The following is a 14,155-nucleotide window of genomic DNA, read 5'->3' on the forward strand; positions in this document are numbered from 1 at the left end:
CCATCGAAGTAATTTCCATGTCAACGTTTTTTTGAAAAAGTGCCTATCTAATAAAAATCCGGTCTTCTATCCTGGAATATCGGAATTTTCTTTCGGACTTTTTCTACTTCCTGTAAATTGATTTCAGCTGTAACCAATTCTTCCGTTTGCGATCCTTTTGAAAGAATATCTCCCCATGGATCAATGATAAGGGAACAACCGCCAAATTCATTGTTCGGGTCGCTTCCCACCCGGTTGCAGGCGATCACGAAGCATTGATTTTCAATCGCTCTTGCCCTTAAGAGGGTCTGCCAGTGATCAATTCGTGCTGCCGGCCACTCTGCTACGACATAAACAACCTTGGCACCCATTAGAACTTGTTTTCTGAACCATTCCGGGAAACGGATGTCGTAACAAATCAATCCCCCCATTTTTGTGTCTTGAAGCGTGAAGATGCCATCCTCATGACCAGGAAGTAAATAATGATGTTCATCCATCAGCTTAAACAAGTGAAGCTTCGAATACTTTTTCACCAACTCGCCTTTTGAATTCGTAACTAGAAGGGTATTGGACACCCCATCCTGCGTTTTCTCTGCAACAGAACCACCTACAATGTGAATGGAATATTTATTTGACAAGGCAGACAGGAAGGAGGTTGAATCCTTTGCTCCGTCATCAGCGATTTCATCCATTCTTGTAAGGTCATATCCAGTCGTCCAAAGCTCAGGGAGCACAACTGTATCACAGCCTTCTTCACTAGCTTTTTTAACCCATCGTTCTACTTTTTTCTTGTTTTCTTCGGGATGTCCGAACACAATATCGATTTGTGCAAGACCTAACTTTTGAATCATTTCTTTCACCTCATTAATGACTTTTTGGAATTTATTCCTTTACATTCTTTATTTCCCGTTATATCATTTGTGACTAGAATTTGAAAGTAATTAATTTTCAAAAAAATGTAGTGGGTGAGTGTATGAAAACCTTTGGAAAGGCAAAACGATTAGATTTATTACCTGAACAATTTTTCGCATCCCTGGCAAAAACAGTGAATGCTGTTGTCAAAGAGGGACATGATGTCATTAATTTGGGACAGGGAAATCCGGATCAACCGACTCCTCCACATATTGTGGAGAAACTGACAGAAGCAGCAGCTTCCCCGTCCAATCATAAGTATCCTCCATTTCGCGGCTTACCGTCCTTTAAAGAGGCGATTGCTGCATTCTACCTGCGTGAATATGATGTGGAATTAGATCCGGAAACAGAGGTAGCCGTTCTGTTCGGAGGAAAGGCCGGGTTAGTTGAAATCCCTCAATGTTTATTGAATCCTGGTGATGGGGTATTGGTGCCCGATCCCGGTTATCCCGATTATTTATCAGGGGTAGCATTGGCAGAAGCTCGTATGATTAAAATGCCTCTGCGAGAGGAGAATGGCTTTCTGCCTGATTATAGTGAACACTCCCGTAATGAGCTGGAAAATGCGAAGCTAATGTTTCTGAACTACCCTAATAACCCTACTGGAGCGATCGCCACAGAATCATTCTTTGAAGAAACAGTCACTCTTGCCAATCAGCATGATATATGTGTTGTACATGATTTTGCCTATGGAGCTATTGGGTTTGATGGAAATAAGCCCATAAGCTTCTTGGAAACAGATGGAGCAAAGGATGTGGGGATCGAGATTTATACATTATCGAAAACGTATAATATGGCTGGCTGGAGAGTGGGGTTTGCAGTAGGGAATAAGAGTGTCATAGAAGCGATCAACCTCCTGCAAGATCACTTATATGTGAGTCTGTTCGGTGCTATTCAAGAAGCGGCTGCCACTGCCCTTTTAAGTTCCCAGGAATGTGTAGATTCTCTGGTTTCAACATACGAAGAAAGGAGAAAACTATTAATCTCCGGACTTCAGGATATAGGGTGGGATGTAAAAGCTCCACAAGGTTCCTTCTTCGCCTGGTTAAAAGTACCTGATGGATTCAGCTCTGTAGAGTTCTCTACTTATTTACTTGAAAAAATCAAAGTCGCTGTAGCCCCGGGTGTAGGCTTTGGAGAATTCGGAGAAGGGTATGTACGTGTAGGACTATTAACCACAAACGAGCGGATAAAAGAAGCGATTTCACGTATAGAAAATTTAGAATTATTCAACAAAAGGGATTGACAGAATTTGAAATTGGTGCAATAATCCAACTGAAATAATGAATAATGAAATTCTTATCAAGAGCAGGCGGAGGGACCAGCCCTATGAAGCCCGGCAACCGACTTATTCAAGCACGGTGCTAATTCTTGCAGCAATAAAGCTGACAGATAAGAAAGAGTGACTTTATCAAACCTCTTCTTATTTGGAAGAGGTTTTTTTGTTTGCCCAGGCGTATGAAATCAACTTGCGGCTAAAAATAGCATAATTAAAAAGGAGGCAGGACAACAATGAGTGAAGTGATAGCCACATATGAAATAAAGGGAAAGAGTGGTTCATTCGAGAAAAAGGCAGAAGGGATCGCCCTGGGATTGACGGTCGGTTCATGGACGGACTTACCTCTCCTGGAACAGGATCAATTGCGGAAGTACAAGGGGAGAGTCGTTTCCGTGAAGGAGTGGGAAGAGGAAGGCGGCTCCCGGGGTGAAGTGCAGATCGGCTATCCCGGTCATAATTATTCCAATGATATTCCGGCCATCCTCACTACGGTATTCGGGAAGCTTTCCCTGGATGGTGAAGTGAAATTAGTAGATATAGAGTTTTCCAGTGACTTGAAAAAAGCCTATCCTGGACCACGGTTTGGAATAGAAGGAATCAGGGAGCTAACGGGTGCACAAGACAGACCCCTGTTAATGAGCATCTTTAAAGGCGTAATCGGCAGGGATCTTACTTACCTTGAAACTCAATTAAGGGCACAGGCTCTCGGGGGAGTCGATGTAGTAAAAGACGATGAGATTCTTTTTGATAATTCACTGACACCTTTCGCTGAGAGGATCAGTATAGGGAAAAGAGTATTACACGAGCTGTATGAAGAGACAGGTAAGAAAACATTGTATGCTGTAAACCTGACAGGAAGGACTTCAGAATTACGTGATAAAGCAAGAAAAGCACGTGAGCTTGGAGCCCATGCCCTTTTATTCAATGTATTCTCTTACGGACTGGATGTTCTCCAGGAATTGAGGGAGGACCCTGAAATCGGATTGCCTATTATGGCCCATCCTGCATTCGCAGGTGCTGTTGCTTCATCTCCTGCATATGGTGTGAGTTATTCTCTATGGTTAGGGAAATTCTTAAGAATGGCCGGAGCTGATTTTTCTTTATTTCCATCTCCATACGGAAGCGTCGCATTAGATAAGAATCAAGTCCTGTCGATCAGCCATGAGTTAACGAAGGATGACGATCATCTAAAACGAGCATTGCCCGTACCGTCAGCAGGCATCCACCCTGCGCTTGTTCCGCTTTTGATAAAGGATTTTGGTTTAGATTGTGTCATTAATGCAGGCGGTGGCATCCATGGCCATCCAGATGGGGCAATTGGAGGGGGGAAGGCATTCATCCAAGCAATTGAAGCAGTTTTAAGGGGAGAGTCTCTCTCAGATGCAGCAGATACCCATAGTGAGCTCCGTAAAGCACTATCCCAGTGGGGAGAGGAGGTAAAGGTATAGTGACGCGTCCGGTCATTTTCTGTGATTTTGATGGCACGATTACAGAAACCGATAATATCATATCGTTGATGAAATCCTTTGCTCTTCCAGAATGGGAACGTATCAAAGACGACATCTTAAATCAGTCGTTGTCTATTAAAGAAGGGGTATGCAAGCTGTTCTCACTTATTCCTTCATCACAGAAAGAGGTAATGATTCAGTATCTATTAGACACGGCAGTCATACGTAAAGGGTTTAAGGAATTTGTAGATTATACAAAAAAACACGAGATTCCTTTATATATCGTCAGTGGTGGAATTGACTTCTTTGTTCATCCTTTACTAAAAGAATTTGGGCCATTTAATGGGGTTTATTGTAATGAAGCAATCTTTAACGACTCAACCATAGCGATTCATTGGCCACACCCATGCGATGATCACTGTGAAAGTAAAGGATGTGGATGCTGCAAGCCTTCCATCTTGAGGATGCTGTCTTTAACAGAAGATACGGAGGTCATTGTGATAGGGGATTCTGTTACAGATATCGAAATGGCAAAGCTTGGAGACACTGTGATTGCCAGAGACTATTTGGCACATGCATGTGAAGAAAAAGGAATACCCTATCATCCGTTTGAATCCTTCCACGATTGTATGGACGTCATTGAAAAAGGAGTGAAAATATGAATTCCTATCAATCTCAATGGGAAGAACTCGCTGATATTAAAAGGGAACTGGCAGCGAGGGATTGGTTTATGGGAACGAGCGGGAACCTTGCGATCCGAGTGAGTTCTTCCCCTGCTACTTTCCTGGTTACGGCAAGTGGAAAGGATAAAAGAAAGCAAACAGAAGAAGATTTCCTGCTCGTAAACGCACGTGGTGAGGCCATCCAGGATACTCCTGCACGACCATCAGCCGAAACATTGCTGCACAGTCATGTTTTTACAGAAAGTTCAGCGGGTTGCAGCTTACACGTTCATACCGTTGCGAATAATGTGATCAGTGAACTGTATGGGGATGAAGGTGTCGTCACATTTAGAAACCAAGAATTAATTAAAGCTTGGGATAAATGGGAGGAAGATGATTCTTTGTCCATTCCAATCATTCGTAATCATGCGCATATCCCGACGCTTGCCGAGGAGTTTCGGTCCTTTATTAAAGCAGACAAAGGAGCAGTGCTCATTCGCAACCACGGGATTACAGTATGGGGAAGAACCGGTTTTGAAGCTAAAAAACTATTAGAAGCTTGTGAGTTTTTGTTTCAATATCAACTCACTCTTTTATCTATAACGAACGCGGGATCAATTACTAAAGGAGGAGTACGATTATGACGACAATCAAAATCCAGGGGAAAAACCAAGTCATTGATAATCAGGAAGAAGTAGTGAAGTATTTAAGTGAACAAGGAGTCATTTATGAGCATTGGAATATCGAAAAGCTGGACGAAGGACTAAGGGACCGATACGCTTTAAGCGAAGATGATAAGGTGGAAATTCTGTCTGCTTTTAAAGAGGAGATTGAAGATATTTCAGAGCGAAGAGGATATCAGGCAAGGGATGTGATTTCCCTTTCCGAGCGAACACCAAATCTTGAAGAGCTTTTAAGGAATTTCCAACAGGAGCACCATCACACTGATGATGAAGTCCGTTTTATTGTAAACGGCCATGGCGTATTTGTCATTCAAGGAAGTGATGGTGATTTCTTTGAAGTGCATCTAAACCCGGGTGACTTAATTTCAGTCCCTGAAAACATCCGCCATTATTTTACATTAAGCGAAGATAAGCAGGTAGTTGCCGTTCGTATATTCGTCACGCAGGAGGGCTGGGTACCAATCTATTAAAATATTTTTCAGGATAGACAAAGAGTAGAATAGATTGTCTATCCTTTTGTTTTTATCAGGGGAGATATTTGACGGAAAATGTCTAATTAAGAAACATTACTAGTTATTTTGTCTTGTTTTGCGAATCTATTTACTTTTCTGATAATACTTGCGATAATGCTCAAGTAACGATTTAACTTAATAAAGGCTAGGAGCTAAAAGGAGTTTATTAGAAAATGGGTCGTCTACTAAAACAGAAGTGGTTATTAATGAGAATTAATCAAAAACGTTCAGAAATGATTGGGTTGGGAGAGAGTTTAGGATTATGTGCACCTGAGACAATCAAATGCAGTCAGCAATTAGACCAGCTATTGAACGACTATGAAAAGTGTACAAATAAGATCGTATCATTAACCCTCCAAGAAACATCAAACGAATTTGGGCAATACATTAAGAACTTATTAAAACGAACTGCTTCTTGAGACTATTCATCAAGTTCTTCCCTCACCATTCAAGGTTTACCAGAGAAATCATATCTCCAACAATATCCACACGTATACCAAAACAATCAACTTAATTTGTCGTTATTTGATAAACGAAGGGCGGTGCGCAATATGCAAACCGTCCTTTGTTAATTCAATACTGAGGAGACTATCATATTTGACAATAAGAGCTTTTATTTGTATAATATTTTGAAACTGAGATATTTAATTTTTAAAGGAATGAGTGCCATGAACGAACCTCAGGATACGAAACAATCATTAAAGCTTTTCATTGTCTTGTCAAGAGCTTTCAAAGCCTTAAATGAAGAGATAAATAAAAACATTCAGGAGAACGGTTTGAATCCTACTGAATTTGCCGTCCTGGAGCTACTTTATCATAAGGGAGATCAGCCTTTGCAACAAATTGGCGGAAAGATTCTATTAGCTTCCGGCAGTATAACGTACGTGGTGGATAAGCTTGAACAAAAGGGCTACCTAAAGCGCAACGCTTGTCCTAAAGACCGTCGGGTTACCTATGCTCAAATAACAGAAAGCGGCAGAAAGTTAATTGATGAGATATTCCCCAATCACGAAAATCGGATTCATGAACTGATGTCAGCTCTATCTCCTGATGAAAAGAAAGAAACGATAGAAATGTTGAAGAAATTAGGATTATCGATTAAAGACTTGTCGTATTGAGTCGATCTTCCTGTGCCCCGTCTTTCAAGAGACGGGGCTTTTATTTTGTTTTTTGTTTTAAAAGCACGTCTCTTCCTCGTCGATTCCATTATTTCTAATTCTTTAAATTCGATATTACAATAAACAGGAGATTTTCTACCAGAAGGCGAATAACTATAATCGGGATTATATTATGAGGAGGCAACAGTATGAAGTTTGATCAGTTTACATATGAAAGGCCAAATTTAGAAAAGATTAGACCAGTTTTCCAACAATTACTTGAAAAATTCAAGTCTGCGTCCAATGTACAAAAACAGGTGGATGCCATGAAGGAACTGAATGATATACGTTTGAACATCGATACCATGCAAAATATTTGCTATATCCGGCATTCAATCGACACCAATGATGAGTTTTACAAAAAGGAGCAGGATCATATCGATGAAATGATGCCTGAGGTTCACGGGATGGTGACGGACTATTACAAGGAACTCGTAAACTCTCCTTATCGTAAAGAATTAGAAGAAAAGTGGGGAAAGCAGCTATTTGCTCTGGCAGAAACCGAAATGAAGACTTTTTCTCCTGACATCGTGACTCTTCTACAGAAGGAAAATAAGTTATCTTCCCAATATACAAAGCTGATGGCGTCTGCAAAGATCCCATTTGAGGGGGAAGAAAGGACATTGGCTCAAATGGGCCCATTCACACAATCTGTCAATCGGGAAACAAGAAGAGAGGCCGCTCAAGCGACCGTTTCTTTCTTTGAAGAGAATCAAGAAGAATTGGATCGTCTATTTGATGAGTTAGTCAAGGTGCGTCACACTATAGCGACTACTTTAGGGTATAAGAACTTTGTTGAACTAGGTTATTATCGCATGACGAGAACGGATTATTCCCCTGATATGGTAAAGGTTTTCCGCGATCAAGTGAAGAAACATATCGTTCCTCTGGCTACTGAACTTAAAGAAAGACAAGAAAAGCGCATTGGGATAGATTCGATGAAGTTTTATGACGAAGGCTTTAAGTTCACGTCCGGAAACGCGGTTCCTAAGGGTGGTCCTCAGTGGATCATTGATAATGGCAAAAAGATGTACGAAGAACTGTCTCAGGAAACAAAGGAATTTTTTGAATTCATGATTGAGCATGATCTCATGGATCTGGAAGCGAAGAAAGGAAAAGCTGGAGGCGGTTACTGCACGTATATTGCAAACCATGAGTCTCCATACATTTTCTCGAACTTCAATGGAACCTCTGGGGATATCGATGTTTTAACCCATGAAGCAGGTCATGCGTTCCAGGTATACTCCAGCAGAGGGTTCGATATCCCAGAATATATTTGGCCAACGTATGAAGCGTGTGAAATTCATTCCATGAGCATGGAGTTCTTCACGTGGCCATGGATGAATTATTTCTTCGAAGAGGATACAGACAAGTATCAATTTTCACATTTAAGTGAAGCATTGCAATTTCTTCCTTACGGTGTGGCAGTTGATGAGTTCCAGCATTTTGTATATGAGAATCCTGAAGCTTCCCCGTCAAAACGGAACGCCGCTTGGAGAAAAATTGAAAAGGAATACCTTCCCCATAAGGACTACGATCATATTTCGTATTTAGAAAATGGGGGATATTGGCAGCGTCAATCCCATATTTATAATTCTCCATTCTATTATATCGATTACACATTGGCTCAAATTTGTGCCTTCCAATTTTGGAAGAAAATGAATCTTAATCGTGAGGAAGCGTGGAATGACTATGTAAACCTTTGTAAACTCGGGGGAAGCCATTCATTCACAGGGCTTGTAGAAGCAGCCAAACTCGATTCTCCATTCCAGGAGGGGACAGTTGAGAAAGTCATTGAACCGATAAGACAATGGTTAAATGGAATAGATGATAAATCATTATAGTAAAAGGGCAGCCGCATTTTTTATGGCTGCCTCTTTTGTTTGGGGTTTTTTACAATTCCGGAAGAATTATGTTCTTTTGCTTCTGATTTTCTCTGCTTGTACATAAGGTGAAGTAGAAGGTTGTCAGAGGTGATGGGATGAAAAAAATAGCTGGGTCGTTTCAAATCGCTGCTGTTTATGTTGGTACGGTTATAGGGGCCGGATTTGCAACAGGAAGGGAAATTGTAGAGTTTTTCACCCGGTTTGGCTTTGTCGGGTTTATTGCGATTTTATTAAGCGGGTACTTATTTATTACAATGGGAACGAAGATAATGCTGAAGTCCCATGATATTAAAGCAAAGTCCTTTGAAGAATTTAATGAATATCTATTTGGAAAATGGTTTTCTAAGTTTATGAATATCGTCATGATGATTATGCTGATCGGGGTTTCCGCGGTTATGCTTTCAGGAGCAGGAGCTGTTTTTCAAGAGCAGCTTTTGCTACCCAAGCAATTAGGGATACTGCTGACGATCGGACTTGGATTCATCACGATGATGGTGGGGATCAAAGGGCTTTTTGCAGTCAATACGTTCGTTGTTCCTCTTATGATTTTCTTTAATCTTTTCTTGATGATTTATTCTGTTCGAAACGCCGCTTTTTTAGACGCATTTCTTATGATACCCCATGCAGAGGATGGGTGGAAATCAGTAGTAGCACCTTTTTCATATGTGGCCTTTAATCTGGCCATGGCTCAGGCTGTGCTCGTTCCCGTTGCCGGAGAAGTGAAAGACCGGGAGACCATTAAGTATGGAGGATATCTTGGCGGTTTTTTCCTTACACTGATCCTTATTTCCAGTCATATTACTTTAGTCTTGATCCCGGATGTGACACAATACCAAATTCCAATGGCTGTGGTGATGAAATCATTTGTAGCCGGCTTTTATATTATTTATATCATCATCATTTATGGTGAAATTTTCACATCCGTGATAGGCGGGGTATTTGGTCTGGAGAAACAGTTAACGAATTATTGGAAGGGCTCTTCGTTAATGACTTTTACGGGTATCTTTTTGGTGATCTATTCGTTAAGCTTTTTTGAATACAGTGAACTTTTATCGTACTTATACCCACTTTTTGGGTATATGAGCTTAGTATTCATCATTCTTCTTTGGATGAAACCCAATAAATAATCATAAAGGTAAGAGTAAAATGCGGGTCTGCTGCTCATGTTAAAAGAGACAAATGAAAAAGGAGTGGCTAACATGACGCAATCAAAACACGAAAAAGAAAGACAGTGGAATGTAAGAAAGCAGGAACAACATCCTCATGGCAAAGTTTCATCCTTCAAAGAGCTTTCAGAAGGAAAAAAAGGAAAAAAATAAGAAAAAACGGATGCTTCGCTTCGGGCATCCGTTTTTTCTTGATTCCAATCACTCTTTTTTCTTATGATGATAAGAGTCGCTTGTCTTATATTGTTCGGGGAAATATTTATTTCTCACTTCATCTTTATCCCAATCTGTTTGTCTGCAAGCTTTAGCCAGCTCATCCAGATGTCTCATGATGTACTGCATGTCGAGGTTTTGGAGGCTGCCATAGTCGATTCCTTCCAGAATATAGTCTTTAAACGTCCAGACCATACGCTTCGTTTCTTCACTATTATTTTCCCCTATCATTCTCAGCGAACGCAGAATTTCGGCAATAATGGATATGTCCTGCTTCCCGTAATGCCTTAACTGGTAAAAGCTCTTGTATAGATAATCACCAAAGGTCGGCTGTTCCAATATGATACGAACATTATTTTCTTCATCTGATAAATATGAGCTTGGTAGCTTGTGTTTAGCAAGCTTAGATAGAATGATCCCGATTTCCTCTATGCAGTTTTTTGCCGTATTCGGGTCATTAATGGCGGGGGAAATGGCTCTCAAGGCAATCTCAACCAGCTTTCTTATCCCGAGTTCAATGTCTTCCATGGGCTCTTTATCAGGTCCGAGTACGAGGTATTCCAAGTAATCTTCTACATCGATGTCTTTATTCGTCGTCCATGCTGTCATGACAGGCGTTCCTTCAAGTAAATATTCGCCGGGTGTTTTCACCATGCGGATAACGGCTTCATCCTTGGCGGCTTTATTGAGCATTCCTTCAATATTAATCTGTTGTAAGTAACCCGATTGTTCACTATATACCAAAATGGGCTCCGTATCGTCAAATAGCGCCTCATTAAAGGTTGAAGGCTGTTCATTGATGGCATTCTTTCTATATAAATAACTATCATCGATTTTTTTATTCGTTTTTATAGTGATATTATGTATTAAATTACTGACCTTCACCCAATTGGAAACATGATGAACAAAATAGACGAAAACAAATAAACAAATAATCGCCACTATACCGGCAAAGGCCGAAGAAATATATAATTTTTGTCCGGACTCGTCCTGTAGGAGGACCAACAAAGTGATGCAATACACCACACCTGACACAAAAATGGCTAGAACCCGTTGTGTAGGGCGGTCATTAATGAAGTTCTGAAGGGTCCTTGGTGAATATTGGGATAAAAAGGTCGTTAACACGACCATAATCGTTGAAAAGGTAATCGTGGTCATGGTCATGATCGAAGAAGCTATCGTACCGATGATGGTCATGGATAAATCAAAATTGGAAAACAGTACCTTAGGGAACAAAGGATAATCATGCTGACTCAACCACCAATCAAAATAGAAGGTGATAAGAGCAAGAACTAATGAGATGAGTGAAAATAAAAATGGTACAAACCAAAAACTTTTCCTGGCTTTGTTAACAATGTGAATATTTAAATTCATGACGGGGTCCACCTTGCGCTACAGTATGCTATAAGAGTATCCTTAATGGCATTTCCGTAAACCTTTCTCTTGTTTAAGAGCTCAATTTAAAAAGGTGGAGTTTGGTTCTCCACCTTTTAGGAAATTGTTCTATGCTTCAATTATTTTATAGTTTTTATGATTAACGACTGTTTTTTCTTCAAGTTCAAGGTCTCGATAATTTTTCATATAAGTTAGATCAACGATAACCGAGTTTTCATTTACTTTCTCTACAATACCTTTTAAACCTTCTCTAAATTCAATCACATTTCCAATTTCTGCTTTTTTCATCAGAGGTCGCCCCTTTTTGCCAAAATTCTACAAACAATTACTAATATTCTGACGTAAACTCAAGAAAAGGTAAAGAGTTTTCTAAAAATTTCATCAAAAAAATTATTCTTGAGGTTTACATCCTTTTAAAACTACAATAGAGACATTCAGGATGGAGGTTTGGATATGAGTGAGACAGAGATTCTTGAACAATTACAATTATTGCGTACAAGAGAAGTGTTAGAAATAAGAGTGATGAAAGAAGACTTTCTTACCTTCCGATCTGTACTCGTTAAACAAGAGGATTTTAAACAGTTTCGTGGAGTGGCTCAGCATGGCGGTAATATTCTTTATCACTATTTAGATACACCAAGAAGTTAAAAGAAGCGGGGGATGGGATCCTCCGTTTTTTTTTCTGGTTCATAACGAATATATGCAGCACTATGGATAGTTAGAATGTATTTCCAAGGTACGAAGGACGATCGGTGGTAACCATTACCTGATGAAATTCTGTTTAATCGTTGTTATCTTAGTGTGGAGCGCTAATTAGGAGGTAGAAATATGATTAAGAAAAGCTTACTAGCAGGAATTGCAGCACTTTCGATTGTTTCATTCTCTACTCAAACTATTGCAGCTAAAGGAGTTCACACTGTGGAAAATGGTGAGTCTCTTTGGGATATAGGTAAGGAGAAATCTGTATCTGTCCTTCAACTGAAAAAAGAGAACGGTTTGAAATCGAATGAAATTCATCCAGGTCAAACGTTAGCGATACCAGAAAATGAAGTAACAGTTGAAGATCGTGAGTTACTTGCAAAACTGGTTCATGCAGAAGCTAAAGGAGAGCCATATGCAGGTAAAGTGGCTGTCGCAACCGTTGTTTTAAACCGAGTGGATTCCACTGAATTCCCTGGCTCTATTAAAGAAGTAATCTACCAGGTAGCAAACGGTCATTATGCTTTTTCACCCGTTCAAAACGGGGAAATCAACCAAGCGCCTTCTCAGGAAGCGAGAGACGCGGTTCAAGAGGCTTTGGCTTTCAGAGGTCAGGGACAAGGTTCCCTCTTCTTCTATAATCCAGTCACATCTACAAGCGATTGGATTACCAATAGAGACACATTGCTAACCATTGGACAACACCGCTTCGCAAAATAATCATTACGCAGGATTTCATATAATATCAAAATAGCGTTCGGATACTTTTTACTTTTCTCTACGTGAAATTAATAGTAAAATAGAGTAAAGAAAAAGAGGTGATGTTGGTGAATGGGACCATTGTGACTCGAATTGAAACGGTAAGATGGAAGATGATACAGTCAGGCGTCCGTTTTGGGCTTAGCAGTCCAGCCACCATTCAACTTAGTAAAGAGCTGGATGCTTTAATCAATATTCATCAGCGAAATGATATTAATAAAACGACAAAAAATAAGATAGTACAATAAATAAAAGGATTAACCTTGGAATGTCCCGGCATTTCCAAAGGTTAATCCTTTTCTATATGTCTGGGAGAGGGTTTTAGGCAATGGGGAAGGGGTATGCTTATTAGGGAGAATGAACAGCGAACGACAAATGAAAATATTTAGATAAAGGGAGATGACAAGATTGAAAGATAAAATTGTTTGCATAACAGGAGGAGCGAATGGAATCGGTAAAGCGCTGGTTGAAGAATTTGCGAAGCAGGGTGCAGTTGTTGAATTTATGGACATGGATGTGAATAAAGGGGAGGGATTATCCCTGCAGCTCAATTCAGAAGGTTATTCAACACGGTTTCATGAAGTGAATGTGGGAGTCTATCAACAGGTAAAAGATGTCTTTTCAAAGATAAAAGAGGATCATGGCGTGGTGGACGTACTTATTAATAATGCAGGTGTTTCGAAGTTCAAGTCCTTTTGGGAGATGGATCCAGGGGAATGGGACAGTATCCTATCGTCAAACTTAAGCAGTGTCTACTATTGCAGTAGAGAGGGGGCTGCTTTAATGAAAAACAGGGGTGGTTGCATTATTAACATGGCTTCTACCAGAGCTTCCATGTCTGAACCGGATACGGAAGCATACTCTGCGACAAAAGGGGGCATTGTTAGTCTCACGCATTCCCTTGCCATCACTCTGAGTGAAGTGGGGATCCGCGTCAATTCCATCAGTCCCGGGTGGATTCAAACAGAAGAGTATGACTCATTGAGAAAGAAAGACCATGATCAGCATCCTTCGGGAAGAGTCGGAAAACCCGAAGATATAGCAAGAGCATGCTTATTTCTTGCTCATCCAGATAATGATTTCATTACTGGAGAAAACTTAGTGGTGGATGGTGGAATGACAAGGAAAATGATCTATGAGCATTAACACTGTTCGGGGGATAGGATAAGTATTTATAAATATTTGTATGAACATAGAAGAACTACCGGTTACGAATCCAAGAGATGGATGGTGACCGGCTTTTATTTGTTTAAGGCTCTTTTCGCAAAGTTTGTGGTTATCTTAATGAAGAATGTAGGAGTTGATTTCCACTCCAGGATGCTCGCTTTCCGCGGGGCTGGCGGTGAGCCTCCTCGGCTGCGCCTCCGGGGTCTCACCTGTCCAGCTATTCCCGCAGGAGTCGATC

General features: G+C 40.4%; 17 protein-coding genes and 1 riboswitch. Of the genes, 14 read left to right on the plus strand and 3 right to left on the minus strand.

All coding sequences use genetic code 11. The features are described 5' to 3' along the window. Window positions 1-47 precede the first annotated feature (47 nt). The gene (locus tag ACQKFO_RS18400) at window positions 48-830 is read right to left on the minus strand and encodes a carbon-nitrogen family hydrolase (RefSeq protein ID WP_427600280.1); all 783 of its coding nucleotides are present in this window, start codon (window positions 828-830) and stop codon (window positions 48-50) included. Between the two features lie 122 nt (window positions 831-952). On the opposite strand from ACQKFO_RS18400, the gene ACQKFO_RS18405 reads away from it, so the two are divergent. From ACQKFO_RS18405 to ACQKFO_RS18450, 10 genes are all read left to right on the plus strand, one after another. After that, the gene (locus ACQKFO_RS18405) at window positions 953-2,137 is read left to right on the plus strand and encodes a pyridoxal phosphate-dependent aminotransferase (protein WP_427600281.1); all 1,185 of its coding nucleotides are present in this window, start codon (window positions 953-955) and stop codon (window positions 2,135-2,137) included. A gap of 50 nt (window positions 2,138-2,187) precedes the next feature. Continuing rightward, window positions 2,188-2,290: riboswitch (SAM riboswitch) on the plus strand. Between the two features lie 113 nt (window positions 2,291-2,403). Next, window positions 2,404-3,618, plus strand: coding sequence for a 2,3-diketo-5-methylthiopentyl-1-phosphate enolase (locus ACQKFO_RS18410; RefSeq protein WP_427600282.1), 1,215 nt, complete (start codon window positions 2,404-2,406; stop codon window positions 3,616-3,618). Further along, window positions 3,618-4,280, plus strand: coding sequence for a 2-hydroxy-3-keto-5-methylthiopentenyl-1-phosphate phosphatase (locus ACQKFO_RS18415; RefSeq protein WP_427600283.1), 663 nt, complete (start codon window positions 3,618-3,620; stop codon window positions 4,278-4,280). The genes ACQKFO_RS18410 and ACQKFO_RS18415 overlap by 1 nt, the downstream gene beginning before the upstream one ends. Then, window positions 4,277-4,924, plus strand: coding sequence for a methylthioribulose 1-phosphate dehydratase (locus tag ACQKFO_RS18420; protein WP_427600284.1), 648 nt, complete (start codon window positions 4,277-4,279; stop codon window positions 4,922-4,924). Before ACQKFO_RS18415 ends, ACQKFO_RS18420 begins: the two co-directional genes overlap by 4 nt. Beyond that, window positions 4,921-5,433: a 1,2-dihydroxy-3-keto-5-methylthiopentene dioxygenase gene (locus ACQKFO_RS18425; protein WP_427600285.1), complete on the plus strand. Its 513-nt coding sequence runs from the start codon at window positions 4,921-4,923 to the stop codon at window positions 5,431-5,433. The genes ACQKFO_RS18420 and ACQKFO_RS18425 overlap by 4 nt, the downstream gene beginning before the upstream one ends. Before the next feature lie 215 nt (window positions 5,434-5,648). After that, entirely contained in the window at window positions 5,649-5,894 is a 246-nt protein-coding gene (locus ACQKFO_RS18430; RefSeq protein ID WP_427600286.1) for an aspartyl-phosphate phosphatase Spo0E family protein, read from the plus strand. A 240-nt stretch (window positions 5,895-6,134) separates the two neighbouring features. Then, window positions 6,135-6,593 carry a MarR family winged helix-turn-helix transcriptional regulator gene (locus ACQKFO_RS18435; RefSeq protein WP_427600307.1) on the plus strand — a complete coding sequence of 153 codons (459 nt, stop codon included), beginning with the start codon at window positions 6,135-6,137 and terminating at the stop codon, window positions 6,591-6,593. Window positions 6,594-6,781: 188 nt separating this feature from the next. Then, entirely contained in the window at window positions 6,782-8,476 is a 1,695-nt protein-coding gene (locus tag ACQKFO_RS18440) for a M3 family oligoendopeptidase (protein ID WP_427600287.1), read from the plus strand. A 137-nt stretch (window positions 8,477-8,613) separates the two neighbouring features. After that, window positions 8,614-9,645 (plus strand): YkvI family membrane protein, encoded by a 1,032-nt coding sequence (locus tag ACQKFO_RS18445; protein WP_427600288.1) that lies wholly within the window; start codon window positions 8,614-8,616, stop codon window positions 9,643-9,645. 72 nt (window positions 9,646-9,717) lie between these two features. Next, a complete protein-coding gene (locus ACQKFO_RS18450) occupies window positions 9,718-9,837 on the plus strand; it encodes a DUF6254 family protein (protein WP_427600289.1) in 120 nt (39 codons plus the stop codon). Window positions 9,838-9,885: 48 nt separating this feature from the next. Here the strand turns inward: ACQKFO_RS18450 and ACQKFO_RS18455 are convergent, their stop codons facing one another. Next, entirely contained in the window at window positions 9,886-11,271 is a 1,386-nt protein-coding gene (locus tag ACQKFO_RS18455; protein WP_427600290.1) for a DUF2254 domain-containing protein, read from the minus strand. 129 nt (window positions 11,272-11,400) lie between these two features. After that, window positions 11,401-11,580: a YkvS family protein gene (locus ACQKFO_RS18460; protein WP_148968546.1), complete on the minus strand. Its 180-nt coding sequence runs from the start codon at window positions 11,578-11,580 to the stop codon at window positions 11,401-11,403. Between the two features lie 165 nt (window positions 11,581-11,745). Between ACQKFO_RS18460 and ACQKFO_RS18465 the strand changes: the two genes are divergently transcribed. From ACQKFO_RS18465 to ACQKFO_RS18480, 4 genes are all read left to right on the plus strand, one after another. Next, window positions 11,746-11,940 carry a hypothetical protein gene (locus ACQKFO_RS18465; RefSeq protein WP_427600291.1) on the plus strand — a complete coding sequence of 65 codons (195 nt, stop codon included), beginning with the start codon at window positions 11,746-11,748 and terminating at the stop codon, window positions 11,938-11,940. 180 nt (window positions 11,941-12,120) lie between these two features. Beyond that, entirely contained in the window at window positions 12,121-12,711 is a 591-nt protein-coding gene (locus tag ACQKFO_RS18470) for a cell wall hydrolase (RefSeq protein ID WP_427600292.1), read from the plus strand. Window positions 12,712-12,818: 107 nt separating this feature from the next. Further along, window positions 12,819-12,998, plus strand: a complete 180-nt coding sequence (locus tag ACQKFO_RS18475; RefSeq protein WP_262371612.1) for an aspartyl-phosphate phosphatase Spo0E family protein — start codon at window positions 12,819-12,821, stop codon at window positions 12,996-12,998. A 151-nt stretch (window positions 12,999-13,149) separates the two neighbouring features. Further along, window positions 13,150-13,896, plus strand: coding sequence for an SDR family NAD(P)-dependent oxidoreductase (locus tag ACQKFO_RS18480; RefSeq protein ID WP_427600293.1), 747 nt, complete (start codon window positions 13,150-13,152; stop codon window positions 13,894-13,896). Window positions 13,897-14,155 lie beyond the last annotated feature (259 nt).

Origin of the sequence: Rossellomorea sp. NPDC071047, assembly GCF_050270195.1 — a bacterium.
GTDB lineage: Bacteria > Bacillota > Bacilli > Bacillales > Bacillaceae_B > Rossellomorea.